General features: G+C 43.9%; 21 protein-coding genes and 1 tRNA gene. 15 read left to right on the top strand and 7 right to left on the bottom strand.

What is annotated here, in order from left to right:
* Positions 1–12 precede the first annotated feature (12 nt).
* Entirely contained in the window at positions 13–780 is a 768-nt protein-coding gene (locus AC1D7X_RS02265) for a YybI family spore inner coat protein (RefSeq protein ID WP_495474575.1), read from the bottom strand.
* 210 nt (positions 781–990) lie between these two features.
* Here AC1D7X_RS02265 and AC1D7X_RS02260 point away from each other — a divergent pair, with 210 nt between their 5' ends.
* The 8 genes from AC1D7X_RS02260 (at position 991) to AC1D7X_RS02225 (ending at position 8,820) form a co-directional block, all read left to right on the top strand.
* Positions 991–2,010: a LacI family DNA-binding transcriptional regulator gene (locus tag AC1D7X_RS02260; protein WP_495474574.1), complete on the top strand. Its 1,020-nt coding sequence runs from the start codon at positions 991–993 to the stop codon at positions 2,008–2,010.
* Between the two features lie 173 nt (positions 2,011–2,183).
* On the top strand, positions 2,184–3,107 hold the full coding sequence (locus AC1D7X_RS02255; RefSeq protein WP_495474627.1) for an ABC transporter permease: 924 nt from the start codon (positions 2,184–2,186) through the stop codon (positions 3,105–3,107).
* 15 nt (positions 3,108–3,122) lie between these two features.
* Positions 3,123–4,010: a carbohydrate ABC transporter permease gene (locus AC1D7X_RS02250; RefSeq protein ID WP_495474573.1), complete on the top strand. Its 888-nt coding sequence runs from the start codon at positions 3,123–3,125 to the stop codon at positions 4,008–4,010.
* A gap of 134 nt (positions 4,011–4,144) precedes the next feature.
* Positions 4,145–5,785: a type 2 periplasmic-binding domain-containing protein gene (locus AC1D7X_RS02245; protein ID WP_495474572.1), complete on the top strand. Its 1,641-nt coding sequence runs from the start codon at positions 4,145–4,147 to the stop codon at positions 5,783–5,785.
* 109 nt (positions 5,786–5,894) lie between these two features.
* The gene (locus AC1D7X_RS02240) at positions 5,895–7,274 is read left to right on the top strand and encodes a glycoside hydrolase family 30 protein (RefSeq protein WP_495474571.1); all 1,380 of its coding nucleotides are present in this window, start codon (positions 5,895–5,897) and stop codon (positions 7,272–7,274) included.
* Positions 7,275–7,549: 275 nt separating this feature from the next.
* Positions 7,550–7,635 (top strand) — tRNA-Leu (locus tag AC1D7X_RS02235).
* Between the two features lie 182 nt (positions 7,636–7,817).
* Complete coding sequence (locus AC1D7X_RS02230) at positions 7,818–8,204, top strand: site-specific integrase (protein WP_495474570.1); 387 nt, start codon at positions 7,818–7,820, stop codon at positions 8,202–8,204.
* Between the two features lie 454 nt (positions 8,205–8,658).
* Positions 8,659–8,820: a hypothetical protein gene (locus tag AC1D7X_RS02225; RefSeq protein ID WP_495474569.1), complete on the top strand. Its 162-nt coding sequence runs from the start codon at positions 8,659–8,661 to the stop codon at positions 8,818–8,820.
* Here the strand turns inward: AC1D7X_RS02225 and AC1D7X_RS02220 are convergent.
* Positions 8,811–9,956, bottom strand: a complete 1,146-nt coding sequence (locus AC1D7X_RS02220; RefSeq protein WP_495474568.1) for a family 8 glycosyl hydrolase — start codon at positions 9,954–9,956, stop codon at positions 8,811–8,813. The genes AC1D7X_RS02225 and AC1D7X_RS02220 overlap by 10 nt on opposite strands.
* Positions 9,957–10,278: 322 nt before the next feature.
* Here AC1D7X_RS02220 and AC1D7X_RS02215 point away from each other — a divergent pair, with 322 nt between their 5' ends.
* The 4 genes from AC1D7X_RS02215 (at position 10,279) to AC1D7X_RS02200 (ending at position 17,160) form a co-directional block, all read left to right on the top strand.
* Complete coding sequence (locus AC1D7X_RS02215; protein WP_495474626.1) at positions 10,279–11,706, top strand: family 43 glycosylhydrolase; 1,428 nt, start codon at positions 10,279–10,281, stop codon at positions 11,704–11,706.
* Positions 11,707–11,862: 156 nt separating this feature from the next.
* The gene (locus AC1D7X_RS02210) at positions 11,863–14,115 is read left to right on the top strand and encodes a glycoside hydrolase family 95 protein (RefSeq protein WP_495474567.1); all 2,253 of its coding nucleotides are present in this window, start codon (positions 11,863–11,865) and stop codon (positions 14,113–14,115) included.
* A gap of 86 nt (positions 14,116–14,201) precedes the next feature.
* The gene (locus tag AC1D7X_RS02205) at positions 14,202–15,629 is read left to right on the top strand and encodes a glycoside hydrolase family 43 protein (protein ID WP_495474566.1); all 1,428 of its coding nucleotides are present in this window, start codon (positions 14,202–14,204) and stop codon (positions 15,627–15,629) included.
* A gap of 58 nt (positions 15,630–15,687) precedes the next feature.
* Entirely contained in the window at positions 15,688–17,160 is a 1,473-nt protein-coding gene (locus AC1D7X_RS02200) for a glycoside hydrolase family 43 protein (protein WP_495454723.1), read from the top strand.
* 141 nt (positions 17,161–17,301) lie between these two features.
* Here the strand turns inward: AC1D7X_RS02200 and AC1D7X_RS02195 are convergent, their stop codons facing one another.
* Positions 17,302–18,099: an AraC family transcriptional regulator gene (locus AC1D7X_RS02195; protein ID WP_495474565.1), complete on the bottom strand. Its 798-nt coding sequence runs from the start codon at positions 18,097–18,099 to the stop codon at positions 17,302–17,304.
* Between the two features lie 350 nt (positions 18,100–18,449).
* Here AC1D7X_RS02195 and AC1D7X_RS02190 point away from each other — a divergent pair, with 350 nt between their 5' ends.
* Complete coding sequence (locus tag AC1D7X_RS02190; protein ID WP_495474564.1) at positions 18,450–19,964, top strand: carboxylesterase/lipase family protein; 1,515 nt, start codon at positions 18,450–18,452, stop codon at positions 19,962–19,964.
* A 33-nt stretch (positions 19,965–19,997) separates the two neighbouring features.
* Entirely contained in the window at positions 19,998–20,786 is a 789-nt protein-coding gene (locus tag AC1D7X_RS02185; protein WP_495474563.1) for an alpha/beta hydrolase, read from the top strand.
* Between the two features lie 125 nt (positions 20,787–20,911).
* On the opposite strand, the gene AC1D7X_RS02180 is transcribed toward AC1D7X_RS02185, so the two are convergent.
* From AC1D7X_RS02180 to AC1D7X_RS02165, 4 genes are all read right to left on the bottom strand, one after another.
* A complete protein-coding gene (locus tag AC1D7X_RS02180) occupies positions 20,912–22,681 on the bottom strand; it encodes a type 2 periplasmic-binding domain-containing protein (protein WP_495474562.1) in 1,770 nt (589 codons plus the stop codon).
* Between the two features lie 41 nt (positions 22,682–22,722).
* Complete coding sequence (locus AC1D7X_RS02175) at positions 22,723–23,691, bottom strand: carbohydrate ABC transporter permease (protein ID WP_495474561.1); 969 nt, start codon at positions 23,689–23,691, stop codon at positions 22,723–22,725.
* Complete coding sequence (locus tag AC1D7X_RS02170) at positions 23,688–24,602, bottom strand: ABC transporter permease subunit (protein ID WP_495474560.1); 915 nt, start codon at positions 24,600–24,602, stop codon at positions 23,688–23,690. The genes AC1D7X_RS02175 and AC1D7X_RS02170 overlap by 4 nt, the downstream gene beginning before the upstream one ends.
* Before the next feature lie 409 nt (positions 24,603–25,011).
* A complete protein-coding gene (locus tag AC1D7X_RS02165; RefSeq protein ID WP_495474559.1) occupies positions 25,012–25,368 on the bottom strand; it encodes a winged helix-turn-helix transcriptional regulator in 357 nt (118 codons plus the stop codon).
* 178 nt (positions 25,369–25,546) lie between these two features.
* On the opposite strand from AC1D7X_RS02165, the gene nfsA reads away from it, so the two are divergent.
* On the top strand, positions 25,547–26,287 hold the full coding sequence (nfsA, locus tag AC1D7X_RS02160) for an oxygen-insensitive NADPH nitroreductase (protein ID WP_495474558.1): 741 nt from the start codon (positions 25,547–25,549) through the stop codon (positions 26,285–26,287).
* Positions 26,288–26,293: the final 6 nt, after the last annotated feature.

The raw sequence follows: 26,293 nt of genomic DNA, 5'->3' as shown, positions 1-26,293 counted from the left end.
GTCATTTATACTCTACGCTGACTGGGCAGGAGCACCGTTAATTGCAAACCACTGGCTTTGTAATGTCCATCCGTTGTTCTGCCATCTCAGGACATTCTGAATGTATCCGAATCGATCTGCATGATATAGTCCACTCACACCTTGGAATGCTAACAATTCATATACCCCATCACCGTCGAAGTCGACTGGATATAAGCCACTGAGGGGGTCTACCCATCCTTCTGTAGGGGACTTCAACGTTCCATCAGGGTTGTAGATGCCATCCAAGTAGTCTTTTCCACGAGAGGAGATATCAATGGTATATACTTGTTCTGCATTAGTGTTAGTAACTTGCAGTCGATAACCATCGAGATAAGTCACTTTATACTTCCAATAGTCGTTATATACATCGGAGTTGAATAGAAGTTGTGGTTTCCCTTGAGCAAAACTATACAGATAATCATACGTAATGGCACCTGAACCACCACTGTCTATGGTTAGAAGAATATCTGAGGTTCCATTGCCAGTAAAATCCCCTAGAAATAGACGTGGGTTGTACCCAGAGTTCTCGGTGGGTTTGATTCGATAAATGGTAGAGGTAGTACCATCCTTAATGTGAATAGATATATCACTTATATAAGGGCTGTTACTATCTAGCTTATAACCTGTTAGCCATATTTGGTCTACGACACGGTCGCCAGTTACATCTGCACTTGCATGATCGATAATAAGTTCCTTATTCGTTGTCTGCTCTAAGTTTCGGTTGTGAAATTGTGGTGTGTTATGCATGTATGCATTCATGAAATCTACTCCTTCAGATAGGTGTTTACCCATACTTTATGATTAGATAGGTAAAGACGTGATGCAATTAAATAATTTGATGAAATCATTGCGATTCTTGGAATTGTACAACATAAACAAAAAAAAGTTCGAAAAGATATTGTATTAAAAACGTTTTTATGTTATTTTTTAGTTCATGAAAACGTATTTATAGTGAAGGACTAACTAATTATGGGGAAAATAACGATTAAAGATGTGGCCAGAGAAGCAGGAGTCTCTATTTCTACGGTCTCTAACGCAATAAATGACGTAGATGTATTGAATCCGGTAACAAAATCACATGTGCTTAAGGTAGCGAAACAATTAAATTACGTCCCAAATCTGAACGGCAAGCAGTTAAGGTCTGGGAAAACTAAAATGTTAGGCTTTTTTACGACAAGTGTATCAGGTCCTTATTTTTATAAGCTGGTTGAATCCATGTCTCGTGTGTGTGATCGCTTAGGTTATGGACTGAATGTATTTATTACCAAAGATAAACAGGTCATTATGAGTAATATTCTTGGTCGACGTGTAGATGGTGCCATTATATACGAAGAGCTGAGAATAGATGAAGATGATATTAACAACATGAAGAAAGAAAAGATTAAGGCAGTCTTTCTGGATAGAGTGCTTCAGAACGAAACCATGGGGAGTGTGATTTTTGATTCCTATGTAGCTGGTTACGAGGCAACCAAATATTTAATTGGTCTGGGGCATAAGAAAATTGTCTATATATCAGGCGTGGATACGATGTTTGACAGTGTTCAACGGAAAAAAGGATACTTAGCTGCATTACGTCAGTATCAGCTTCCGTCGAATGAGGAATCTATTATGCAAGGTTATTTTGAGGAAGAGAGCACCTATAATGCTGTGAAATCCTTTATCCACTTACATCCTGATAAATTACCTGATGCTTTTTTAGCAGGGAATGACTTGAGTGCGATTGGATGTATTCAAGCTTTGAAAACGCATGGTTATGAAGTTCCATTGGACATTAGCGTTATGGGGTTTGACGATATTGATATTGCTCAGTATTTTTCACCGCCATTAACTACTGTGAGAAATCAGATTGCTAGGCAGGGTAGTCTAGCTATTAATCACCTCGTTCGGATGATTCAAAAAAAAGAACTAGGGGATGTCCAGAAATTGTCCTGTGAGCTTGTAGTGCGAGGTTCGAGTCATATAAAAATCGATCGCAATGATCATTATTAATTAATGTATATGATCATTTTCGAGATTTTTTATAATCTTGATAATTTAGGGAGGTTTTTTTCAAACAAAATAAAAACGTTTTTATATTTATTTTGCTTTCAGATGATGATGTTGGGGAGGAGAAGAAGAACTTGGATAAATTAGCCGTAGTACCTTTGAACGGAAAAAAACTTATGAAGCAAAGAATTAAAGAGTTCGTAGTTGATTATAAGAGACAATGGGAGATTCAGTCCATGGTCTTACCGGGAATTATTTTTATGATAATCTTTTGTTTCATTCCTATTTACGGACTGTCGATTGCTTTCAAAAGTTACACTGTAATTGATACGTTAGACTCCGCTCCTTGGGTTGGTTTGGATAATTTCAGAATTATTTTATCTGACAGATATTTTTGGGACGCTGTAGTGAATACCTTAGGAATTAGCTTTCTGAAATTAGGAATTGGATTTATTATTCCAATTATATTAGCAATCATGATTTACGAATTAAATGGAGGACGCTTCAAGAAATTTATACAAACAATTTCCTATTTACCACACTTTCTATCATGGATCGTGTTGGGTGGTATGTTGATTACTTGGTTCTCGACAACTGGATTGTTTAACGAACTTCTAATGAATCTAGGACTGATATCGAAGCCGCATAATATTCTGTTGGATGCAGGGAAATATTGGTGGATTGCAACATTGTCCGATATATGGAAAGAAGTTGGTTGGGGAACTATTTTATATCTAGCCATCATGTCCAAAATTGATCCTACATATTATGAAGCTGCAAAAATTGATGGAGCAAATCGACTCAGACAAATTTGGAATATTACCATCCCCAACATGAAGACGATTATCAGTTTAAATTTGATTCTGACTGTAAGCGGTTTATTGGGATCAAATCTAGATCAAACCTTGGTATTGATGAATTCTCAAAACAGGGTCAGAGCAGAGGTCATTAACTCCTACGTGTACCGTATGGGGATGACACAGGGTGACTTTTCTTATGCTACTGCCGTTGGCTTAGGAGTCTCGATTGTTTCTGTCATTCTGCTGGTTACTGCCAATAAAATATCCAATAAATTAAATGATAATCAATCAGTCCTATAGAAGGAGGCATTTTCCGTGAATCAAATGGTAGCTAAAAAAGATCTCGATAGTCGAATCTTTAATACCATAAATATCAGCTTGCTGTTTATCTTTACGGTAATTATTGTTGTTCCTTTATGGAATGTTATCATCTCCTCATTTAGCTCAGGAAAGTCACTGGCGGAAGGCGGATTTATATTTTGGCCTAAGGAGTTTTCTCTCGAAAATTACCGCGCAGTGTTTCAGGACGAGAGTATTTTGCAGTCATTCTTCATTTCGATTTCAAAAACCTTTATTGGAGTCCTTACCCATGTGTTTTTCTGCGCCATGGTTGGTTATGGTTTGAGCAAAAAATACATACGTGGACGAAAGCTATATGTTGCAATGGGAGTCATCACCATGTTTTTCTCAGGTGGAATGATTCCGACATATCTATTGATCAAGTCTTTGGGTCTACTAGATAGCTTTTGGGTTTATATTATTCCGGCCCTATACAGTTTTTATGATGTCGTTATTTTGATGAATTTCTTCAGAAATGTCCCGGATTCACTCGAAGAGTCAGCCAAAATAGATGGCGCAGGTGATTGGCGTGTATTTCTAAAGATATTCATACCACTTTCTATGCCGGCCATGGCCACAATCGCGTTATTTAACGGGGTGGGGCAATGGAATGATTTTATGACAACCAAACTATACATCACTGACCAAGCCCTCTATCCGTTACAGATGAAGTTGTATGAAATTATCGTACAATCTCAAACGCAATCTATGCAAAATATTGGGGGATCAGCAATTATAGAAACGACGACCAAAGGGGTTCAACTAGCAACAATTGTTATAACAACCTTGCCGATTGTTGTCATTTATCCAATACTTCAGAGGTACTTTATCTCAGGCATGATGCTGGGGGCGGTGAAAGAGTAGGCGTTAGTTACTGAGTGAACTCAGAAGTTTATATAGGTTTAGCGTTTATGAAAGCGTTCTAATTACTTTTGAAGTTAGTTGTAAGAAGTATTACAAGAAGAGAATGCTTACAAAACTTTTAGGGGGAAAATAAAATGAATAATTCATTTGGGGAAAAAGGGCTCAAACTTTGTACTGCGCTGATGGCCGCTGTATTGGTAATTTCGGGATGTAGTTCAGGTAGTGATTCAAAAACCACCAGTAAGGAAAATTTGAGCAGTGTTGAAGGCCGTTATACGGTAGACGCGGAGACTCCGGCTTGGAAGCTGGACAAAAAGGAAGAGACAACAGATCTCACATGGTACGTGAATGCGGATTGGTGGAACACCGATTTTGGTAAGGACCTCGTTACAAAGAAAATTAAAGAGGATTTGAACATAAATATTAAATTCATTAAAGGGGACGACACGAAACTTAATACCATATTTGCTGGTGGTGATATGCCGGATTTATTGACTATATTTGATTCCAACTCTTCCGTGGTGCAAAAAGCTGCTAATTGGGCGCTACCATTAAATGATCTTGCTGAGAAATATGATCCATATTTTAATAAGGTTGCAGCTAAAGATACGATGAACTGGTTCCAGTTAGCAGATGGAAAGACCTATGGATATCCTAACTATTCCAATACTCAAAGTGATTTTGATAGCGGAAATATTCCTGCTAAAACGGCATTTGTCATCCGGAAGGATGTGTACGAAGGAATAGGTAAACCCAAAATCGGAACGCCAGAAGAGTTCAAGAGTGCAATGGAGCAAATCAAGAAGCTGTTTCCCGATATGATTCCTTTTGGTTTTAACTCTATCGGTACAGGTACAGGTTCTTTGGGTGATGTTCTACAGGACTTTATTGGTGTGCCGATGGAAACGGAAAATGGCGAATTCTATAACCGTAATCTGGATGAGGATTATCTGACTTGGTTGAAAACGTTAAATGAAGTTTACAGAAATGGACAAATCAGTGATGACAGTTTTGCTGATGACGGTACGGCATTTGAGGAAAAACTTAAATCAGGTAAATATGCTACTATGATGCTCGATGGAACGCCACAACAAAGTGGGAATTTGCAAATTTACCTTGCTGAAAATCCTGGTAAGGAATATATAGCTATTGACGGACCTCAAAGTACAGTCGGAAATAAACCGACATTGAATCAGTCAGGTATCACGGGTTGGATGATCAGCTTCATTACAAAAGATAGCAAGGACCCTGCCAAAGCGATTCAACTTTATACTTATTTATTAAGTGAAGAAGGACAAAAGTTGATGAATTACGGAATTGAAGGAGAAACCTATAAAGTTAACGATAGTGGCATGATTGAACTGTTGCCAGCTATGAAAGATCTTCAATTAAATAATGCGGATAAATTTAAAAAGGATTACCGTATGGGAGAATTTATGTTCTTCGGGCATGACCGTGATAAAGCTTTGAGTGGTGATGCATTCGCGGATTCTATTAAACAAATGCAAGAATGGGGTAAAGGGAAGATGAAACCACACTTTATTCTAGAGAACATTAATCCAGCACAAGGAACGCCAGAAGCACGCAGTTTAACCGCAATTGATACGACTTGGAATACAACTTTAGTAAGTATGATTCGTGCCAAGGACGATGCAGGTTTTAATAATACATTAGCTGCATACAAATCATTTTTGGATAATAACAATTGGGATAAGATTATGAAAGTTCGTACTGAAAAAATGAAGCTTAATAAAGAAAAGTTAGGCCTGAAATAAGTAATCACATGGAAGGGGGCCCCCTTAGGGGCCCTTTTATACCACAAGTTTCTTACGCTGACTCGCTGTAAACAAATCATCTAAATATAGAAAAGTGGAGGGAAATAACATGCCTGAACTAATAATCTATCAGTCTAAGGGAGAAGGGGAATTGTTTGTAGAGCAATCTCTACAACAACTGACACCGATTGATTCCGATGCGGTGACTGTTGCAGTAACCATCGATGAAAGTCAAACTTACCAGGAGATGGATGGCTTTGGCGCATCCTTTACGGATTCGGCCGCTTATTTGATTAACCAAGTACTCGATAGTGAACAGAGAACGGAATTAATGAGCAAACTATTTGATCCACAAGATGGAATTGGTTTATCCGTATTAAGAAATCCAATGGGAGCATCGGATTATGCTAGAGATATTTATAGCTATGATGATGTGCTAGAAAAGGAGACCGATACGGAATTAACCCAGTTTACGATTTCCCATGATGAAGAGGATATTATTCCTTTATTACAACAGGCTTTGGAATTGAATCCTGAAATTAAGCTGATGGCTTCGCCTTGGAGTGCGCCAGGTTGGATGAAGACCAGCGGATCGATGATTGCAGGAGAATTAAAAAAAGAATACTATCAGGCTTATGCCAATTATTTTGTTCGATACATCCAAGCTTATGCAAGCCATGGGCTGCCTACTTATGCTATAACACCGCAAAATGAACCCCTTTTTGAACCAAAGCACTATCCAAGTATGTTAATGCTACCCGGTCCTCAAAGTGATTTTATTAAGAATTATTTAAAGCCTAATTTTATTAAATATAATATCAATACTAAAATTCTTTGCTATGACCATAACTGGGACCGTCCTGAGTATCCGCTATCGGTGCTAGAGAACGCGGAAGAAGAGGTAGATGGTGTTGCATGGCATTGGTATGGTGGAAATCCGACGGCACAAACGGAGGTTTATCAAGCATTTTTCAATAAGGAAGTTCATTTTACCGAGGGTTCAGGTGGAGAGTGGATTCCTCCTTTTGAACAGGCATTTTCCAATGTCATTAGAACTGGAATTGAAATTCTCAGAAATTATAGTAAATCCTATGTTTTATGGAATATGGCTTTAGATGAAAATAATGGGCCTACGGTGCCGGGCTTTGGCCAAAGTACTTGCCGAGGTATTGTGCAGATCAATCAGCAAACAAAGGAACTTACTTATACTTTAGACTATTATGCATTGGCGCATTTCAGTAAATTTATCCGTCCTAAAGCTGTACGTATTGACTCGACATCAAATCAAGATCTCATTCGTTCCGTTGCTTTTAGGAACACAGATCAATCGATCGCGGTAGTTCTGTTCAATGACGGTGAGAAAGCTGAGAATGTTGCTGTGAGTTTGCAGGGAGCAGAACTTTTAACTTTCCGCTTAGAGTCTAAAAGTGCCTTATCCATGAAGATAAATAATAACATAGCTGAGATTCCAACGAGGGTAGTAGAATAACATATGGAAAATTTCCTTTGCATATGGATTGATAATAGTAAATAACGAGAGGCAATTCTATTACTTCGCATAGTGCTACAAAGGCGTCTCCCTTGTTCTCAATACACACGATTTCAGTTTTTTTACGATTTTTCTCAAAAAAGACTTGACTCTGTATAGATACCTGCGTATAATAAATCAGGCAGGACTTCGGAACATCATTGTAACGCTAATATTTTTAGCGAAAGGTGTAAAGAGGTTGAACTGTATGAAACGTGGTATTACCGCGATATTATGCCGGGGTGGCGGAACAGGCAGACGCACAGGACTTAAAATCCTGCGGTAGGTGACTACCGTACGGGTTCGACCCCCGTCCTCGGCATCCGTAGAAAAAAACCGCGTCACGTCAACGTTTTATGAACGTTGGGTCCGACGGTGATCACGTTCGCAATCGTCGAAATTCGAACGTAAAAGTAACGAATCCTGCGGTGTTGAATTTTACGTGATTTAACGCATAGGACATACGCATGGCGCCTCACCGTTCGCGGAGGAGGCGTTTTTGTTTTGGCTAGAGTACGGAAAGTAGAAGGAACGAGCGGCATACGTGGAACATGGCCGGATGCACTTGACGAGTTTTTGGAGTATCGGAAGGCGAGCGGATTGAGTCCGCAAACATTAAGCGATTATGACCGTACCGTGCGGTTGTTTTTTAAACGATTTCCTCACGCATGGGATACGGAAACGCAACTCAAAGAGTCCGCGTATTCGCACTTATCGGATGACGTAATGCCGGCTACGTTTAATAATCGGCTTATCTACTTGCGGACATTTCTAAACTATTGCGATGAGCAGGATCGGCTTGTTACGAATCCCATCGCGAATATTAAAAGTAAGAAGACGGAGAGTCGTATTGTAGCGATCGAAATGGACATCCTACGGGGCGTTACTTAGCGCACCGGGCATCTGACGCGATATATGCAATACGCTCCGTAAGTAATGGACCTAATACAAACATTGTTTGGGGTAGCTTTTCGGTATCGGTCGCGCCAGTAATGCGTAAGTAACGGTTAACCTGCATAATACGAACGCAATCGCCTGATATACGTGTAATATAGGCGTCCTAATTGCGGACAGGTACAAACACTATGGGGCGCTGATATTGGCGTCTAAGGCATTAGTTTACGCGTTAATTCGGTAAGGAAGTAGCCGATCAAACGAACGTTCGTCTTGAAGACGTGGCGAAATTGTTGGGTCATGAATCTATCGAAACGACCCGTATCTATGTAAATGTCTTCTATGAGAGAATTAGCGAAGGCAGTCGATGAGTTCCATAATCCATTCAATATATTTATGACTGTTTTAAAGATATCAGATTATATGATGAATTTTATGGATGATTTTGGGGATGTTGAAGATGTTATTCTTAAAAGTGCTGAATGACAGTGTGGTTATGGGGCTGCTTATCGCTACCGGAAATCATACCAAACAGAAATCGCTCCTTAATGGATGGAAGATTAGGATTCCATTGATCCATATGGGGCGATTTCTTGTTTCTGTTTATGAATAAATACGGTAGTTTCCGCTTAGTGCTAGCATACTGAAGAAGTATAGGCAGTTGTCGTAATACCGGCGAACTCCTGTACGTAGCGGTGTATTCCAGAATAGCTCCACGAAATGTCCGGCATTTGGTCCATCGGCAGCGAGTGAGGCCATGGCCAATGTTGCCAGAAGGCCGACTGGATGCAAGGATGGCTCCACGAAAGGTTGGCCGTCAATGGTGTAGCGCCTGTAATCGTCGACTTCAATGTCCCGGAAAAAAGCCTGAATCCGGTTGGACTGATCCACCTGCCAAGGGTCGCAGTGGAACCATTGATAGTCCAGACCGATGTTGGCAGCAACGCGGTAAGAATCGCTGAAGAAGTGGCTGAAGTCTCCATGTGGCTGGGGTTCAGCAGGACTTCCGTCATAGTTAGCATATTCGGGGGAAAGACCTGTCACTGGATGGCAAGCCTTCTGTAAATAAGTTCTGCTTCTAACTGCGGCGTCTTTCCAGAAGGCCTTATCCTGTTCATCGGCCTGTAGAGCAAATAATTCATAGAAATGCGGCAGATGGTAGGAGGGATCGCTGAAAGGTGTTTCAGGGATGAATTTAATCAGCTTAGTTGCCGGGTCCCACATCGGATCGCCTTCTCCATCTTCCCCTTTATGCACACAGGCGCGGAGAATGATATTGGCTTGCTCGGAGTAGTTGAAGGGTTCGGTTCCATCACCCCAGCGCTTGGAGGCGAAGAACAGTGCCATTGCGAAAAATTCTTCTCCGTCCGGCGCCGGGCCGTGCGACAGTCGTGTTCCGTCCAATTTACAGTGCCAGGCAAAATAATCCTTGTAACGGCCTTCTGTATGTTGCATGTATACCTTAGCGAACTTCCAGAGTCGGTCAAACTCTTCCTTCTTGTCCATTTGAACAGCCATCATCATCCCGTAGGACATGCCCTCTGTCCGCACATCGGTGTTGCCGGTATCTACGATATATCCTTTATCGTCACCCATAGGATGATAGATTCGTACATCAGGCGCACCGTAAAACAATTCGTTCCAGGTGTCGTCAAGCCTTTGCCTGATCTCCTCTTTTGACATTCCATTCTCTTGGAACAGGTTCCTGTATTCTCCTGTATAAATTGAGCCTTCCTTAAATATATTCATAACAATCCTCCATTGGATAGGGTTTTGCCCAAAGTATAACATGACCGATGCTATAAAAATTAAAGCGTTTACCTTGAAAATTATAGGCGATTCGTGTGTGGTATTCTCGCTCCATAAGTCCTTTGCCGAACAACGCTACTAATCTAAGAATAGATCAATATTATGTGACTATATGTCATGGACTTAGGCTAAGTCGCTCCATATACTTTGAGGGTGATGTTCATACCTTGGGGAAATAATTATTTGCACCCCGATCATGGTAATTATTCCATCCAAGTGATTGTACAAGCATAAAATCATAAATGACAAAGGTGAAATTACGATGGTGAAAAAACAAGGATTAAATCCGTATCTCCCGTCTTGGGAATATATCCCTGACGGAGAACCATATGTTTTTGAAGGTAGAGTCTATGTGTATGGCTCACATGACCGTTTTAATGGACACGCTTTTTGTTTGAACGACTATGTATGCTGGTCGGCGCCGGAGGACAATCTGGCCGATTGGCGATGCGAAGGCGTGATCTACCGAACTACGGATGACCCGCTTAATCCTGAAGGTAGCATGTGCTTATATGCTCCCGACGTCACCGTGGGAACGGACGGGCGGTATTATCTCTATTATGTGCTCGATAAGATTCCCGTTGTTTCGGTGGCTGTCTGTGACAAGCCGGGGGGTAAGTATGAGTTCTACGGCTATGTAAGATATGCCGATGGAATACGATTGGGGGAAAAGGAAGGCGATGAGCCGCAGTTTGACCCCGGCGTACTGACTGAAGGAGAGAAGACCTACTTGTACACTGGATTTTGTGGATTTGGGGATAAATCCAGACACGGTGCTATGGCAATGGTACTTGGTCCGGATATGCTTACTATAATTGAAGAACCTGTATTTGTTGCACCGAGCCAGCCCTACAGTAAAGGGAGTGGCTTCGAAGACTATGAGTTCTTTGAGGCTCCTTCAATTCGCAAAAGGGGAGATACCTATTATCTGATCTATTCCTCCATCTCCATGCATGAACTGTGTTATGCAAGCAGCCAGCATCCGACCAAAGACTTCACATACCAGGGAGTCATTTTGAGCAATTGTGATCTTCATATCGATACGTACAAGCCGGCGGACCAGCCAATGTATTATGGCGGCAACAATCATGGCAGTATCGTGGAGATCAATGGAGAGTGGTACATTTTTTATCACCGGCACACCAATGGAACGGCCTTCTCTCGGCAAGGCTGTATCGAGCGAATCGAATTCCTTAAGGATGGCACCATTCCCCAGGTGGAGATCACGTCTTGCGGTTCGAACGGAGGACCACTCGAGGGTCAGGGAGAATATCCGGCATATCTGGCCTGCCATTTGTTCTGCAAACATCATGAAATGTATACAGGAGGATTCGGTCCTACCGGAGCATGGATGGATAGCCGGTTTCCGAAGATTACGCAGGACGGTAGGGATGGCGATGAGGAAACCAGCTATATTGCCAATATGACGGATTCGGCTACTGCGGGGTTTAAATATTTTGCATGTGAAGGAATCACTAGAGTCATAATCAAAGTGCGCGGATATTGCCAAGGTGCATTTGAAGTGAAAACATCGTGGAGTGGACCGACATTAGGGCGAATACCAGTAGAATTTACGAATGTTTGGAAGGAGTACAGTGCGGAAGTGGCTATTCCTGATGGCGTACAAGCATTGTATTTTACGTATACTGGCAACGGAAGCGCCAGTTTGGCCTCATTTACTTTGGAATAACCCGCCACGCGACATTTCCTAACGGAGTGTTTCAAGGATATGAACGGACGTTTCAAGAACTAGCTCGACTCGAGTTAGATTCTAAGATAATCAAGTTGCTAGTAGAGCTGGCTAACCACGATGCTATATGAGGCTGATTGAAGGAGCGTTGCAATCATGACAAGCGTGGAACACAAGCGGCGGTTATGGTACAGCCAACCGGCGCGGGAATGGAATGACGCATTGCCGATTGGGAACGGGCGGTTAGGTGCCATGATTTTTGGCGGTACAGCTGAGGAGAAGCTTCAGCTCAATGAGGATTCCGTATGGTACGGTGGCCCGCGTGACCGCAATAATGAAGATGCCCTGCCTCATTTGCCTGAGCTCCGCAGCATGATTCTGGAGGGACGGTTGCGGGAGGCGGAGGAGCTGGCAGCTATGTCAATGGCGGGACTGCCTGAAGCGCAGCGCCATTATCTGCCACTGGGCGAGCTGCTGCTATCGTTTGGCGGCCACGGGCAGCCTGCCGAAGATTATGTCAGAGAGTTGGACTTAGAACGTGGCGTGTCCCGGGTCAGCTACCGAATTGGTGAGGTCCGATATACCCGCGAGATGCTGGCAAGCTTTCCGGATCAGACCATTGTCATCCGGATTTCCTCCGACCATAAGAACGGGGTTTCCCTGAAGGCGCGATTTAACCGTCAAAACTGGAGATACATGGAGAAAACAGAGAAATGGCAGAATAATGGACTAGCGATGATTGGCAATTGCGGTGGTTATGGGGGTAGCACCTTTGCCGCCGTCTTGAAGGCAGTCACCGAAGATGGCACCTGCCGCACCGTCGGTGAGTATTTGCTTGTAGATGGGGCGGACTCGGTCACGTTACTGCTTGCCGCAGGGACCACATTCCACCATCCCGATCCGCAGCTTGATGCCAAGAGACGGCTGGTAGAGCTGAGCAAGGTTTCCTATGAAGAGCTGCTGGCTCGTCACATTGCAGATTATCGCGGATTGTACGGGCGGGTTACACTGACGCTGCCGGAGAATCCGCAGCATAGCGACTTGCCGACCGACGAGCGGCTGAAGCAGTTTCAGAGTGGGGAGGGGGACAACGGTCTACTAGCCACCTATTTCCAATATGGTCGCTACTTGCTTATCTCTTCTAGCCGCCCAGGCTCCTTACCCGCGAATCTGCAGGGCATTTGGAATGACAGTTTCACTCCGGCCTGGGATAGTAAATTCACCATTAATATCAATGTGCAAATGAACTATTGGCCAGCCGAAATCTGCAATCTGACCGAATGTCATGAACCACTATTCGATATGATCGAGCGGTTGCGGGAGCCGGGAAGGGCCACGGCTCGAGTCATGTATGGATGCGGAGGTTTTACGGCGCATCATAATACGGATATCTGGGCGGACACGGCCCCACAGGATACTTACTTGCCGGCTTCCTTCTGGCCCATGGGCGCCGCCTGGCTGTGCCTGCATCTCTGGGAGCATTACCGGTTCGGCCAGGACCGTTATTTCCTAGCCCAGGCATATGAGACGATGAAGGAGGCCGCCCGGTTCCTACTTGATTATATGATAGAAAACGAAGATGGTCGGCTGATTACCTGCCCCTCCGTTTCTCCTGAGAATACCTATAAGCTTCCAAATGGCGAGTCAGGTGTGCTTTGTGCCGGGGCTTCAATGGATTTTCAGATCATTGAAGCCTTGTTCTGGGCCTGCATTCGCAGCACGGAGATACTAGACAAAGACGAGGCGTTCCTCGAAGAACTCACCGCCGCTCTGGCGCGTATGCCAAAGACTCAAATCGGTAAATACGGTCAGATTCAGGAATGGATGGAGGATTATGAAGAAGTGGAGCCGGGACACCGCCACATTTCCCATCTGTTTGCACTGTACCCTGGTGATGCCATCACTGTTGAGCATACGCAGGAACTGGCTGAAGCTGCCCGGATGACATTGGAACGAAGACTAGCGAGTGGAGGCGGCCATACTGGCTGGAGCCGGGCCTGGATCATTAATTTTTGGGCCAGATTGAAGGATAAAGATAAGGCCTATGCGAACGTCTGCGCTCTACTCAAACATTCAACGCTCCCCAACCTGCTAGATAACCATCCACCATTCCAGATTGACGGAAACTTTGGCGGAACGGCGGGGATTGCAGAGATGTTACTCCAGAGTCACACTGAGGCAATCCAATTGCTCCCCGCGCTGCCGCAAAGCTGGAGTGAGGGAAGCGTCAAGGGCCTGCGGGCGAGGGGCGGGTATACCCTTGATTTCGCCTGGGCAGAGGGACTCGTCACAGAGGTAGTTGTGACTTGCGCGGTTTCCGGCCCGTGCCGACTGGAAGGGCCAGGCCTAAATATCGTGTCGTTCATAGGTGAAGCAGGGAGTTCCTATTCGTTTCCCTATAAGAACTAAATAAGAAGGAAAATAAATTTGTCGATTATATATTTAGTTGTCTAAATAATAATGAATCAAAGCTTAACCACAATGGAGGGAATCAAATGACATATTTACTGAATCAGGCTACAGGAAAGGTACCACCAAGAGGCAATCCGCTAGTTGCTCACAGATACGGAGCAGATCCTTATGCCCTGGTATTTGAAGACAGAGTCTATCTCTATATGACCAACGACGCGTTAGAATACGATGGAAATGGCACAGTGAAAGAGAACTCTTATAGCAGTATCAATACGATTACGGTCATTTCCTCTGCTGATCTGGTCAATTGGACCGATCACGGTGCGATAGCGGTGGCAGGACCAGAGGGGGCAGCTAAGTGGGCTACCCAATCATGGGCGCCTGCAGCGGTTCATAAATTGATCAATGGCAAGGACAAGTTCTTTCTGTACTTCGCCAATAATGCGAGCGGCATCGGCGTTCTGACGAGTGACACTCCAATGGGTCCATGGATTGATCCTATCGGGGAAGCACTGATTCTGCGCTCTACTCCGGGAGTCGAGGATGTAACCTGGTTGTTCGATCCAGCGGTCCTGGTCGATGACGACGGGAAGGGCTACATTTATTTCGGAGGCGGTGTCCCAGAAGGACAGTTTGCGGAGCCTGGCACAGCACGGGTCATGGAACTGGGGGATGATATGACCAGCGTAATGGGTATTGCTGAGGTTATTCCAGCTCCATTCATGTTCGAGGATGCGGGGATACATAAGCGGGAAGGAGCCTACTATTATACCTACTGCTCCAATTTCTATGATGGAGAACGTCCAGAGGGCAGTCCTCCTGCGGGAGAGATTGCGTATATGACGAGCGACAAACCGATGGGGCCCTGGACATATCACGGAACAATCCTGAAGAATCCGGGACATTTCTTCGGGGTATCCGGGAATAACCATCATGCGATTTTTCAATTTCATGACGACTGGTATATCGCCTATCACGCACAGACATTATCCAAGGCACAGGGGATAGCGAATGGCTATCGTTCGACGCATCTCAACCGCTTCTCCCATAATGAGGACGGCTCCATTCAGGATATTGAAGCGGATTACAAGGGGGTGCAACAGATCAAAACCTTGAACCCATATGAACGTATACAGGGTGCAACGATAGGATGGAGCGCGGGCGTGAAGACAGAATTCATGACTGTGGGGGGAGAACAGATTGTAACGGATATTAATAACGGCGACTGGATTGGGTTATCCAGAGTCGACTTCGGAAGCCAGGGAGCAGAAGTATTCAGTGCTTCGATCATGACACTTGAAGCTGGCGGCACCTTAGAGATTCACCTGGATGACCCGGCTGGCCTATTGGTTGGTAAGCTATCTGTTCCTGCACCGAACGTGTCTGAGGAATGGGTAGAGCTGAAGACAGAGATCAAGGGAGCGGCGGGAGTCCATGACCTCTATCTAGTATTTACAGGTAAGAGCGGGACAGACTTGTTCAAGCTGGCAGCTTGGCAATTTACGGAGTAGCATACCTAATCCCAAGGGGGCCAATATATTGTATACCAACACTATTACTAATCCTGTTATGTGGGCAGATGTCCCTGATGTCGATGTCATCCGGGTAGGGTCTATGTTCTATATGATTAGCACTAGCATGCATTCCATGCCGGGCTGTCCGATCATGAAATCGGTGAACCTAAATGACTGGGAAATTGTGAATTATGTCTATGATACGTTTGAGGATAACGAGGCCCACCGGTTACAAGATGGCAAAGGCATTTACGGCAAAGGTTCCTGGGCCGCATCCCTCCGCTATAAGGAGGGGTTCTACTATGTTTGCTTCTCATCTAATGACATGGACCAGTTCTATATTTACCGGACAGAGGATATCGAGCATGGGACATGGAAACGTTCAGTAATACCAGGGCTTCATCATGATCCAGGTCTACTGCTGGATGATGATAACCGCAACTACGTGATCTACGGGAACGGCGATATCAGGATTAAGGAGCTGACAAGGAATTTGACGGCAGTGAAGCCCGGCGGAACCGATCAACTGCTGATTGAAGGTGAACGGGAAGACATCGGGTTACGGATTGAAGGCTGTCATGCGTACAAGTTGAATGGCTATTACTATATATTCTTTATTGAATGGCCGAGAACTGGCCATGAGCGCAGACGTCAGCTATGCTACCGTTCGCGCGAGATCCTAGGTCCCTATGAGCGGAAAATAGTGTTGGACGATGATCTTGGCTACCGTAATAAAGGTGTCGCGCAAGGCGGCATTGTCGATACTCAAGGTGGTGATTGGTACGCGATGCTGTTCCAGGATCATGATGCGGTTGGACGGATTCCGTGCGTACTTCCTGTGAGATGGGAGAATGATTGGCCGGTCATCGGAGAGAACGGCAGAGCGCATCAAATCATAGCGACAAGGCTTCCTGCTGCGGAACCGAAACCGCTTGTTATCAGCGATGAGTTCGACTATGCAAGCAATCGGCTGGCGTTGAACTGGCAGTGGAACCATAATCCCGACAATGAGCTATGGTCTGTCACGGAGCGACCGGGATTTCTGCGACTGAGCACCGGGCAAATGACCGACAGCGTCCTGCTGGCTCGCAATACGCTGACACAGCGAACGGAGGGCCCAGCCTGTAGCGCGGAGACAGTGCTGGACCTCTCGGGCATGCGGTCCGGCGACAGGGCCGGAATGGTGGCGCTGCAAAACGGGTTTGGTTCTGTTGAGATAGCCGCTAAAGAGCAAGGCCGATTCTGCGTGAACATGTGTGCCAACGGAGGGGAGACGGTGGAGAGTGTAGAGTTTAACGGTGACCAGATCTACCTCAGGATTGATTTCAATTTTGAGGATAGCCTAGATCAAGCCAATTTCTCTTATTCGGAGAACGGAACGGCTTGGAATCCGATTGGCCAGACGCTAAATATGAAATATACACTGGATCATTTTATGGGATACCGGATTGGCTTGTTCAATTACGCGACCAAACAGTCTGGTGGCTATGTTGATTTCGATTATTTCCATTATCACAGACAGAACTAGGCTCGGGCGTGGAGAGATATATGTGCTTAACATTTTCCGGCGGAATATAGTCGAGTGTGAGAAATGGAGAGGAATAGCCCGGTTAATGAAGAGTAATGGGTAACGTAATCACTCGAGTCAAGTGGAGATGCTATTCCTCAATCATATTAATTGTTCTCCTAGGCTTTTTGGTTCTTTGGTGGTAAGCGTGTCCCGGTAAGCCCGAGGAGAATAGCCGGTAAGCTGTCGAAATTGCCTGCAGAAATGCTCCACATTCGCATAACCGCAGAGTGCCGAGATTTCGGCAATTTTGTGCTGGCCAAAACCAAGCCTTTCTTTAGCCAGCCGAATCCGGCAATGAATGACATCCTCCATGCAGGAAATACCAAAGGTTGATTTATATATGGTTTGTAAATAGCCAGCGCTTATGTGTAGATGCTCGGCCATGGATGAAACAGTCCAAGGATGGCCCGGGTTATTGTAAAGAGTCTTACGTAAGTCCAGAAGATTGTAATATTGTGGACTCAGCTTATCTTGGGACGCTTCACACAGCTTGTTGAATAAGATTCTGAATAGGTTGTCAATGGACAACTCCCGATAGTCGTTCTGAAAAGTGTTCTCCAGTGTCAAGAGTTGAAACAATTGGTGGCAATAGCCGGGATCGGGCAATGAGAATGGAATACCAACAGGCAAATTGTTTTCTGTAATGTAGGATTCGTCCGCATCAAAACGGATCCAGTCGTTAATGTACTTTTGGGAACAAGCGCGGTAATAAATATTGTGCTTAGGTGGATATAGAACAATAGAGTGAGCAGGAAACTCCTTCAAGTTCCCGTTAACATTAAATAACGCTGCTGTTTGTGTGAGCACCAGAAGCCAGGCATCAAATCCTTCGGGTATATTGTACACAAAATCTTCAGGGTGTGTAGCATCAAATTCGACATAGTGTATTTTAGGCATGGCTGCTCCTTTCTTCGGATACATCAATAATTGGGTAGGAAATATCATTGTTTAGAATTCAGTATTTCCCTATAATTTATACTGTATATTAATGCGATGTTGGAGGTGTTTCTGAATTCTAACATTGAAATGCACGTTTTTGTTTATTAGAATTTATCAATACGAAGTAAGGTTATTTGTTTTATAATACCACAACAAAACGATGATCGGAATGATATGCTTGGTTACCACGGGTGACATAGTGTACGCTCCGAAGCTAGCACACTTCATGCATTGGGCTTACAGCAAAGGTGGGCTTTTTTATATTAAAGAACCATTTATGTAAACGATTACAAACGGGAGGTAAGGATATGTTAAGAGTAGTCCAAGTTGAAAATGGTATCGTTCAAGGACTTCCAGCGGCTGATCCTCGTATTACCAGCTTCAAGGGAATTCCGTTTGCCGCCCCACCTGTGGGGGAGAACCGTTGGCGTGCTCCCCAGCCTGTGCAAGACTGGGAAGGGAAATTGACAGCATATGATTTTGCCCCTATTTCGATGCAGGTCCCGACCGTCATAGATGTGAATAATATATATACCCGCGAATGGTCGGTAGATCCGGATCTTCCAATGGATGAGGACTGTCTTTATCTGAATGTCTGGACACCGGCCGTAAGCGTTGATGAGAAGCTTCCCGTTTTTGTATGGTATTTTGGCGGAGGATTTCAGGTTGGTCATACGGCTGAAATGGAGTTTGACGGCGAACGCATTGCCCGCAGGGGGATTGTCGTAGTAACCGTAAATTACCGCCTGAACGCGTTTGGCTTTCTGAGCCATCCAGAGATTAGCGCGGAATCCCCCGATGCTCCCGCTAATTTCGGCCATTTGGATCAGCAAGCAGGTACACAGTGGGTGAAACGCAATATCGCTTCTTTTGGTGGGGATCCTGACCAGATCACGATAGGGGGACAGTCAGCTGGCGGCGGAAGTGTGCTGAGCCAATTGACCTCGCCGCAGAATGAAGGGTTGTTTCAGCGGGCAGTCATGATGAGCGGGATCTTTAATCCGTTGTATCCGAACAGTCCAGTACCTCCGCATAATCGTACACTGAAGGAGGCTGAAGATGAGGGGGAGTCCTTTTTTAAGTTTATGGGAGTTTCGACTTTGAGAGAGGCCCGCATGCTTGATGCCATATATATTCGCGATAAAATACTGGAATTCGGAAAATCCTGGGGAACGGTTATGGATCAGTTGTATTGTACAGGTAACCCTTATGACCTTTTTCTGAAGGGAGAGCACCATAAAGTACCGATCATGCTGGGAAATACCTCGTCTGAATTTTTCAGTGTTCCTGACGCCAGCAGCGTGGAGGAATTCAGAGGAAATGCTGTTGAATTGTTCGGAGAGGAAGCGGAAAAGTACCTTGAACTCTGTTCCGTTGATTCAGGAAATCTGGAGGAAATGATCGATAAAGCTTCCGTGAACAACATTGAATATGCGGTTCGTGTTGCCGTTAAGGCTAACAGCGATTCCGACAGCGGTGTTCCGATGTATTATTACACGTTTGATGCCGATATTCCGGGCTGGGATAATCCTGGAACCTTTCATTCGGTAGATCTGTGGTTTCATTTCGAGACATTGGCTAAATGCTGGCGCCCTTTTGTAGGGAAGCATTACGATCTTGCCCGTCAAATGTGCAATTATCTTGCCTATTTCATTGGCACAGGGAATCCGAACGGCAAAGATTCCACTGGCGAGAATATGCCTATATGGGAACCGTGTACGCCAGAAACGCCTTATGGCATGGTCTTTGCAGACAAAGCAACATTTGTGGAGGAGCCGCCGGGTGAGCTTATGCAATTTCTGGTTGAGCAATATTTCGAGTGAGGGCCTATTCATATAAGAAAGGAGTGAGCAGTATTGAACGAGAGCCAGCAGAAATATAAGATGCAAATGACACCATCTGAATATGACAAGGAGAGAGAGGTTATTGCCCGGGGGGAGATTCATACCATAGAGTATCCCTCCAGGACAATAGGCAACACCCGGAAGGTAAGGGTATATACGCCGCCAGGTTATTCGGATGGGCAGGAATACAGCGTGTTGTATCTGCTACATGGGATTGGCGGAGATGAGAATGAGTGGTATATTCACGGCAAACCTCAGATCATTCTGGATAATCTATATGCTGATCAGATGTTGAAGCCCATGATCGTTGTTCTTCCCAACGGTCGAGCGATGCTGAATGACCGAGCAGAAGGAGATTTTTTTGCCCCGGACAAAGTACAAGCATTCGAAACATTCGAGAGAGATTTGCTCCACGATCTTATCCCTTATATAGAAGAGAATTATTCGGTCCGGACAGACCGGGTGAACCGCGCCATTGCTGGATTATCCATGGGCGGAGGACAGTCCCTGAATATTGGTCTGAACAATCTGGACCACTTCGCTTGGATTGGGGCATTCTCGCCTGCTCCCAATACGAAGCTACCCGAGCTGTTGATCCCGGAACCGCAAGAGACCGCAGAACTGCTCAGTCTGCTCTGGCTATCGTGCGGTGATCTGGACAGCCTAAAGAATGTCAGTGACCGGACACATGCCTATTTGTCGCAGCATTCCGTACCGCATATCTGGGTAGAGGAAAACGGCGATCATGATTGGCCGGTCTGGAAGAACGGCTTATATCAGTTCTCCAAGCTCATTTTCTAGCTGCTCACAGGTAGCCTCATAAGACAAAAAGGGACGTTCCACACAGACCGGATCCGGCTGTTTAGAACGTCCCTTACTTTGATAATATCAGAATATACAATCGTTTGATGTAATCATTTATTTATTTATTTGCTTGCGACTGCATCAGCACGAAGTTTAACGATTTTTTGAGCTCTTTCTGTATCAACGGCAACGACATCATTCCAACCGAGACCGACCACATCACTCTTCAACTTGGTCCAGAGCTGATCGAATTCTGCTTGATCCTTGGCGAATACCATTTTCCAAGAAGTGTTCTTCACATAATCAGAGATCTGACTTCGTTTATTCTTAACTTCCGACGAATCCGACCCGAGACTTGTATTGATATTTGGCACGATATCGATCATATTGTTGATCTGGTAGTACTCTGTCGGGGTGGTTGCATTATAAGTTTTCTGCCATTCCTTAGTTAAAGTAGTCTTATTGGCCTCGATGGTTGAGGTCCAATAATTATTATTGTAGAATTCTCCTGTATCCGGATCTACTACAAAATCGCTCATAATCATAGAGTTGATCTTGCTCTGTCCGTCTTGATATCCTCCGCCTCCGTACTGATCAGGAACAGGGGTGTTTTCTTGAAAGGCAGTTTGGCCTACTTCAGTCAACTTTAACTTGCCATCTGCCGTTTTTTCATAATTGAAACCTTCAAATCCATTGGTATAGTAGCGTAGACCTTCGGGAGAGGCCAGCCAATCCATGAATTCAATAATTCTATCTGGATCTTTCGCTTTTGAGCCAACAGCAAAAACTCTACCGTCTCCGAAGTAGGCATCACTATTCTGAATAAGGTGGGTATCTGCGATCGGAACAGCCACATTGCCGTCCCCTTCATTACCTCTTGCAATGGTGTTATAGAAGCCTCTTTGCCATGAATACCATAAGAGCAGAACCTGTTTGTTGGTCAGCTTCTCTGAGACCTTATTCCAATCCTGGGATGGAGAGTCTGGGTCAACTAGCCCCATCTGATTGGCATCGTAATAGAACTTGAGAATTTTTTTGTACATGCTGTTGTCGTCAACGAGCGGAACGATATCGCCTTTTACATTCAGCTGAATGGTTGAGGTTCCATCCGGTTGCTCATATCCGTACCAGTTGCTTAACCAACGGACATTTTCCATGTTGCCTTTATCCCAGTCCTTCCATAGGGTAATCGGAACGATTGGTTTTCCGTCAGGTGTCTTGGGGTATTTCTCTTGCATCTGCTTCAGTGCATTCAGCAGTTCAGTCAGATTATTCAGCTTGGGAGAGCCAATCCCCTTGTAATAATCCCAAGGCATAATCGGACTAGAGTAAGGGATTTCTTCTGAGAAGGTTGTTGGCGAAGTGTCCGATGTAAAAGTCGGCAAGGCATAAATTTTACCGTCCGGATTTATACTTTCAAATGCAGCATTAAAGGGCTTGAAGTGATTATCCACGTATTTGGACAGGTACTCGGTATTTTTGATTTTGTCCGTTATATCCATAATCATACCCGCTGGAATCAATTCCTCCAACTGACTGTTTTCAATAATCAGAAGGTCTCCCAAATCTCCTGAGGCCGCTCTTGTCTTGTACAGCTGATCACCCGCAACCTGTGGAGACAGGACATTTAAGGTGATATTGAACTTATCTTTAATCAACTTTCCGTACCATCCAGTCTGCTCTCCCTGGTAATTTGCGGCGTTGTTGAACAAGGTAATGGTAAGAGGTTTGCTGTAATCGATTCCAGCAGCCGGATCGGATGAATCGGTTGATGTAACTGCGTCTTTGCTAGAATTGTTGTTGCTGCATCCGCTGAATACTGTCGTCCCCAGAAGAAGAGTAGTGCCAATGAGTATCATTGATTTTCTTGTCAGCTTACTGTATTTAGCCATGTACAGCCCCCTAGATCATTAATTTATCATAATAGTGCAAATTAACCTTTCACTGCACCAATCATAATTCCTTTGACAAAGAATCTTTGGAAAATCGGATAAATAAGTAAAATAGGTGCAACAACGATAATCGTAACTGTCATACGAATGGACGTGGTGGTTTGCTTGGTGGATAGAGTGGCCATGGCGGTTGACCCGGCATTTTGCAAATTGACCATGGTGGATAAGGAGCTGGCTTGATTGATGTAGTTATATAGAATAAACTGCAAACTGTACAATTTGCTATCTGTTACCAGCAACAACGTATCCTGAAAGGAGTTCCATTGGTTCACTGCCGAGAATATAGCGACTGTAGCCAATATTGGTTTACTGATGGGTAAAATAATTTTGAAAAAGATCGTTAGAATCCCGGCACCGTCAATGCTGGCCGCCTGCTGCAATTCCTTGGGCGTAGATTCCACAAACGTTTTTACAAGGATAATGAAGAATGGAGCTACAATTGAAGGTAGAATATATGCCAGGAAATTATTGGTCAGATGTAGGGATCTCATAGTTAAATACCATGGAATAATGCCGGCATTAAAAAACATTGTAAGTATGGTAAAACGGTACCAGAATTTTTTCCCCCACATATCCTCCTGTGAAAACATGAAGCCCAAAAAGGCGGACGCCCCAACAGTCAAAAGTGTACCAATTACCGTTCTTCCCATAGAAACGACAAATGCATCCCACAGTCCTGGTATTTTAAACACATCAATATAGTTCTGGAAATGGATCTGCTTCGGCCAGAATATAATTTCGCCTCTGGCACTGAGGTCGTTGGCGCTTATGGTATTGATAATGATCGAGTAAAAGGGATATACACAAATAAATGCAAAGAGAGAAAAAAGGAAATAGATCGTAACAGAAATTATTTTATCGGTTGTACTTGTCTGCATTTTAATTTTTTTGGGAATGCGGCTGTTATTTTTACTGACATTTGGCGCTAGTTCTGTTTGGTTGTCACTCATACGATGCCCTCTCCTCTTAACATTTTGGACAGCCCGTTTACGGAAAAGAGAAGAACAACACTTATCAGGCTCTTCAACATACTGATCGCGACGGAAACGGAATAGCTACCGCCCCCCATGGCGAGGTTGTATACATAGAGATCCAACACCTGTATGGTGTCTTTGTTGAATGCATTCTGGAAAACAAAATATTGCTCCAATCCATTGTTTAGAAAGCCTGCAATTTGAAGCATTAATAGTACAAAATAAGTCGGCAACATACTTGGTAAAACGACATGTCGGATGACCTGCATTCTTGTTGCACCATCTACATAAGCCGCTTCATATAGAGATTCATCAATTCCCATAATTGCCGCTATATACAAAATGGCTGCCCAACCTAATGATTTCCATGTTTCCCACATCCACATCGTAACCCAGACATCGTCTGATTTCTGAAGAAGGAGTATAGGAGAATCGATAAGCCCCATCTGGGTTAAAAAGCCGTTGAAAATACCTTCACTTGAGAACATGGTAAATGCCAGTGAATATACTAATACCCAACTAATAAAGTTCGGAAGAGTAGTTACGGTCTGAATAAATTTTCGAAAACGCACAGCTTTGATCTCCGTCAGGAAGATTGCAAAAATCATGGGAAGCCAGGAGAAAAGTAAACTCATTCCACTCAGGCCGAACGTGTTCTTGACGACTTGAAGAAGTTGGTTGACCTTAACCTCGTTTTCTACCAATGAACGAAACCATTTAAAACCGACAAATGGCGCTTGAGATAAAGGAATAGGCGGCATATAGTCAAAGAACGCATAAACCCATCCATAGAGTGGATAGTATGCAAAGACAGCAAGTAAAGCCATAAAGGGAGAGATATAAAGAAATTTTCTGATAGAATTGCTTCTCAAGCTGTGACTACGCATCTTGTCACTCCTTTTCGAATAATAGAAGCTTTCAGTAGGGTTGCTATTCTTCTTAAACATTTGGAGCTAATGCCGTCCCCCTTCCATTAAAAATGCAGTTCTCAGGATGGATTCATCCAACTTATTTTCCCAGATTTTACTTTGTTAGCGTTTACATATCTATGAAAATATAATAAATTATCGTTTTCTTACAAACAATGACCGATCCTCATCATTTATTGATCTATTGTTAGATGATACTGTAATGCAGTGAATGGACGCAGTAAACAGACGCAATAATTAACAACCGACACCAATGGCGAGTAAGTGGTCTCGGAATCATGACGAAGGTCTTGGAATCGGATGTTGGTGAATGCTTCTTATGTATTCTAGAAATTTCTGTGTAATATAGGGGGTTAACTCTCAAGCGTTAATCAGGCTTCTCCCCGTATTCTTTACCGAATTCCTCCATCTTCTTAAGGACAGGCAGTAGCTTAATCCCTTTCCCTGTTAGGGAATATTCGACTCGTGGCGGAACTTGCGGATACACATCGCGCTTAATAATTCCGTCATCCTCCAGTTCTTTGAGCTGCTTTGTGAGGGAGCCTTGCGATAAACCTCCTAAGAAATTTTTTATCTCGGTAAAACGGCGTTTTTCCCCTGACAAGTACCAGATGATGAAATATTTCCAGCGTCCTGAAAGTACATTTTGGGTAAAAGCTATTGCGTACATATCCCTTGTATCATTAATAAACTCTTTATCAAATCCTTCATTACAAACCCTCATGATATCGCTCCTAGTCTAAAGGTACAAATACATGTACTATGTACATTTAAATTGCCTACTTTGCAAATGAAACACATGACCTTATGATGGTGACAAGGCTTATAACAAATGCAAACATTGTTATATAATTAGCAAGCTAAGGATTATTGTAACATAACCTTAAGAGGAGACCAATTAAATGAATAATACGCTTGGATTGCTTCACAATCATACCTCCATTCGTTCTTATACCAATGAACCCCTGACAGAGGAACAACGCGATGCAATCTTTAATGCAGCAAATCAAACATCATCTTTCAGCCTTCTACAGGCCGTTTCTATCATTAGAATCACCGATCCAGACCTGCGTAAAAAGGTGATGCATCTCTGTGTCAATCAGCCTTATATTGAAGAAGCAGCTGAGTTTTGGATTTTCTGCTCTGATTTCAACCGGAATCATCAAATTGCCCCGGATGTTGATATTGATTATATTGAATTTCTTCTGATCGGTTCACTTGATGCTGGGCTGATGGCGCAAAATGCGTTAACCGCAGCAGAATCTATGGGACTTGGCGGCGTATTTATAGGTGGGGTTAAAGCTAATATTAACGAGTTATCAGAACTATTGAATTTACCCAAGTATGTGATTCCATTGGTGGGACTATGTATTGGTATTCCGTCTGGAGATAAGCCTGCACTGAAGCCACGCTTGCCTCAATCCATGGTATTATTTGAAAACCAGTATCAGCCACTCGATAAAGAGCAATTAACCGTCTATGATGAAGCCATGCTGAATTATTATGAAGGCCGTCCTGTTAAAGCTCCGTTCACCGTGAAAAAAGTAAAAGGATGGAGTGAGCATATCCAGGATCATCTCCAAAGAAGTATTCTCCCTGAAATGCTGGAGTATTTAAACAAACAAGGATACGCCAACAAATAAAAGACC

This window comes from Paenibacillus sp. Y568, from assembly GCF_059445545.1.
The sequence above is the reverse complement of the archived record's forward strand: the minus strand, read 5'-3'. Positions and strand labels throughout refer to the sequence as shown.

What these genes read in the sequence shown, in the direction of transcription:
- AC1D7X_RS02265 (WP_495474575.1), bottom strand. Translation starts at nt 780, where the DNA reads ATGAATGCATACATGCATAACACACCACAATTTCACAACCGAAACTTA.
- AC1D7X_RS02260 (WP_495474574.1), top strand. Translation starts at nt 991, where the DNA reads ATGGGGAAAATAACGATTAAAGATGTGGCCAGAGAAGCAGGAGTCTCT.
- AC1D7X_RS02255 (WP_495474627.1), top strand. Translation starts at nt 2,184, where the DNA reads ATGAAGCAAAGAATTAAAGAGTTCGTAGTTGATTATAAGAGACAATGG.
- AC1D7X_RS02245 (WP_495474572.1), top strand. Translation starts at nt 4,145, where the DNA reads ATGAATAATTCATTTGGGGAAAAAGGGCTCAAACTTTGTACTGCGCTG.
- AC1D7X_RS02240 (WP_495474571.1), top strand. Translation starts at nt 5,895, where the DNA reads ATGCCTGAACTAATAATCTATCAGTCTAAGGGAGAAGGGGAATTGTTT.
- AC1D7X_RS02225 (WP_495474569.1), top strand. Translation starts at nt 8,659, where the DNA reads ATGTTGAAGATGTTATTCTTAAAAGTGCTGAATGACAGTGTGGTTATG.
- AC1D7X_RS02220 (WP_495474568.1), bottom strand. Translation starts at nt 9,956, where the DNA reads ATGAATATATTTAAGGAAGGCTCAATTTATACAGGAGAATACAGGAAC.
- AC1D7X_RS02215 (WP_495474626.1), top strand. Translation starts at nt 10,279, where the DNA reads ATGGTGAAAAAACAAGGATTAAATCCGTATCTCCCGTCTTGGGAATAT.
- AC1D7X_RS02210 (WP_495474567.1), top strand. Translation starts at nt 11,863, where the DNA reads ATGACAAGCGTGGAACACAAGCGGCGGTTATGGTACAGCCAACCGGCG.
- AC1D7X_RS02205 (WP_495474566.1), top strand. Translation starts at nt 14,202, where the DNA reads ATGACATATTTACTGAATCAGGCTACAGGAAAGGTACCACCAAGAGGC.
- AC1D7X_RS02200 (WP_495454723.1), top strand. Translation starts at nt 15,688, where the DNA reads ATGTGGGCAGATGTCCCTGATGTCGATGTCATCCGGGTAGGGTCTATG.
- AC1D7X_RS02195 (WP_495474565.1), bottom strand. Translation starts at nt 18,099, where the DNA reads ATGCCTAAAATACACTATGTCGAATTTGATGCTACACACCCTGAAGAT.
- AC1D7X_RS02190 (WP_495474564.1), top strand. Translation starts at nt 18,450, where the DNA reads ATGTTAAGAGTAGTCCAAGTTGAAAATGGTATCGTTCAAGGACTTCCA.
- AC1D7X_RS02180 (WP_495474562.1), bottom strand. Translation starts at nt 22,681, where the DNA reads ATGGCTAAATACAGTAAGCTGACAAGAAAATCAATGATACTCATTGGC.
- AC1D7X_RS02175 (WP_495474561.1), bottom strand. Translation starts at nt 23,691, where the DNA reads ATGAGTGACAACCAAACAGAACTAGCGCCAAATGTCAGTAAAAATAAC.
- AC1D7X_RS02170 (WP_495474560.1), bottom strand. Translation starts at nt 24,602, where the DNA reads ATGCGTAGTCACAGCTTGAGAAGCAATTCTATCAGAAAATTTCTTTAT.
- AC1D7X_RS02165 (WP_495474559.1), bottom strand. Translation starts at nt 25,368, where the DNA reads ATGAGGGTTTGTAATGAAGGATTTGATAAAGAGTTTATTAATGATACA.
- nfsA (WP_495474558.1), top strand. Translation starts at nt 25,547, where the DNA reads ATGAATAATACGCTTGGATTGCTTCACAATCATACCTCCATTCGTTCT.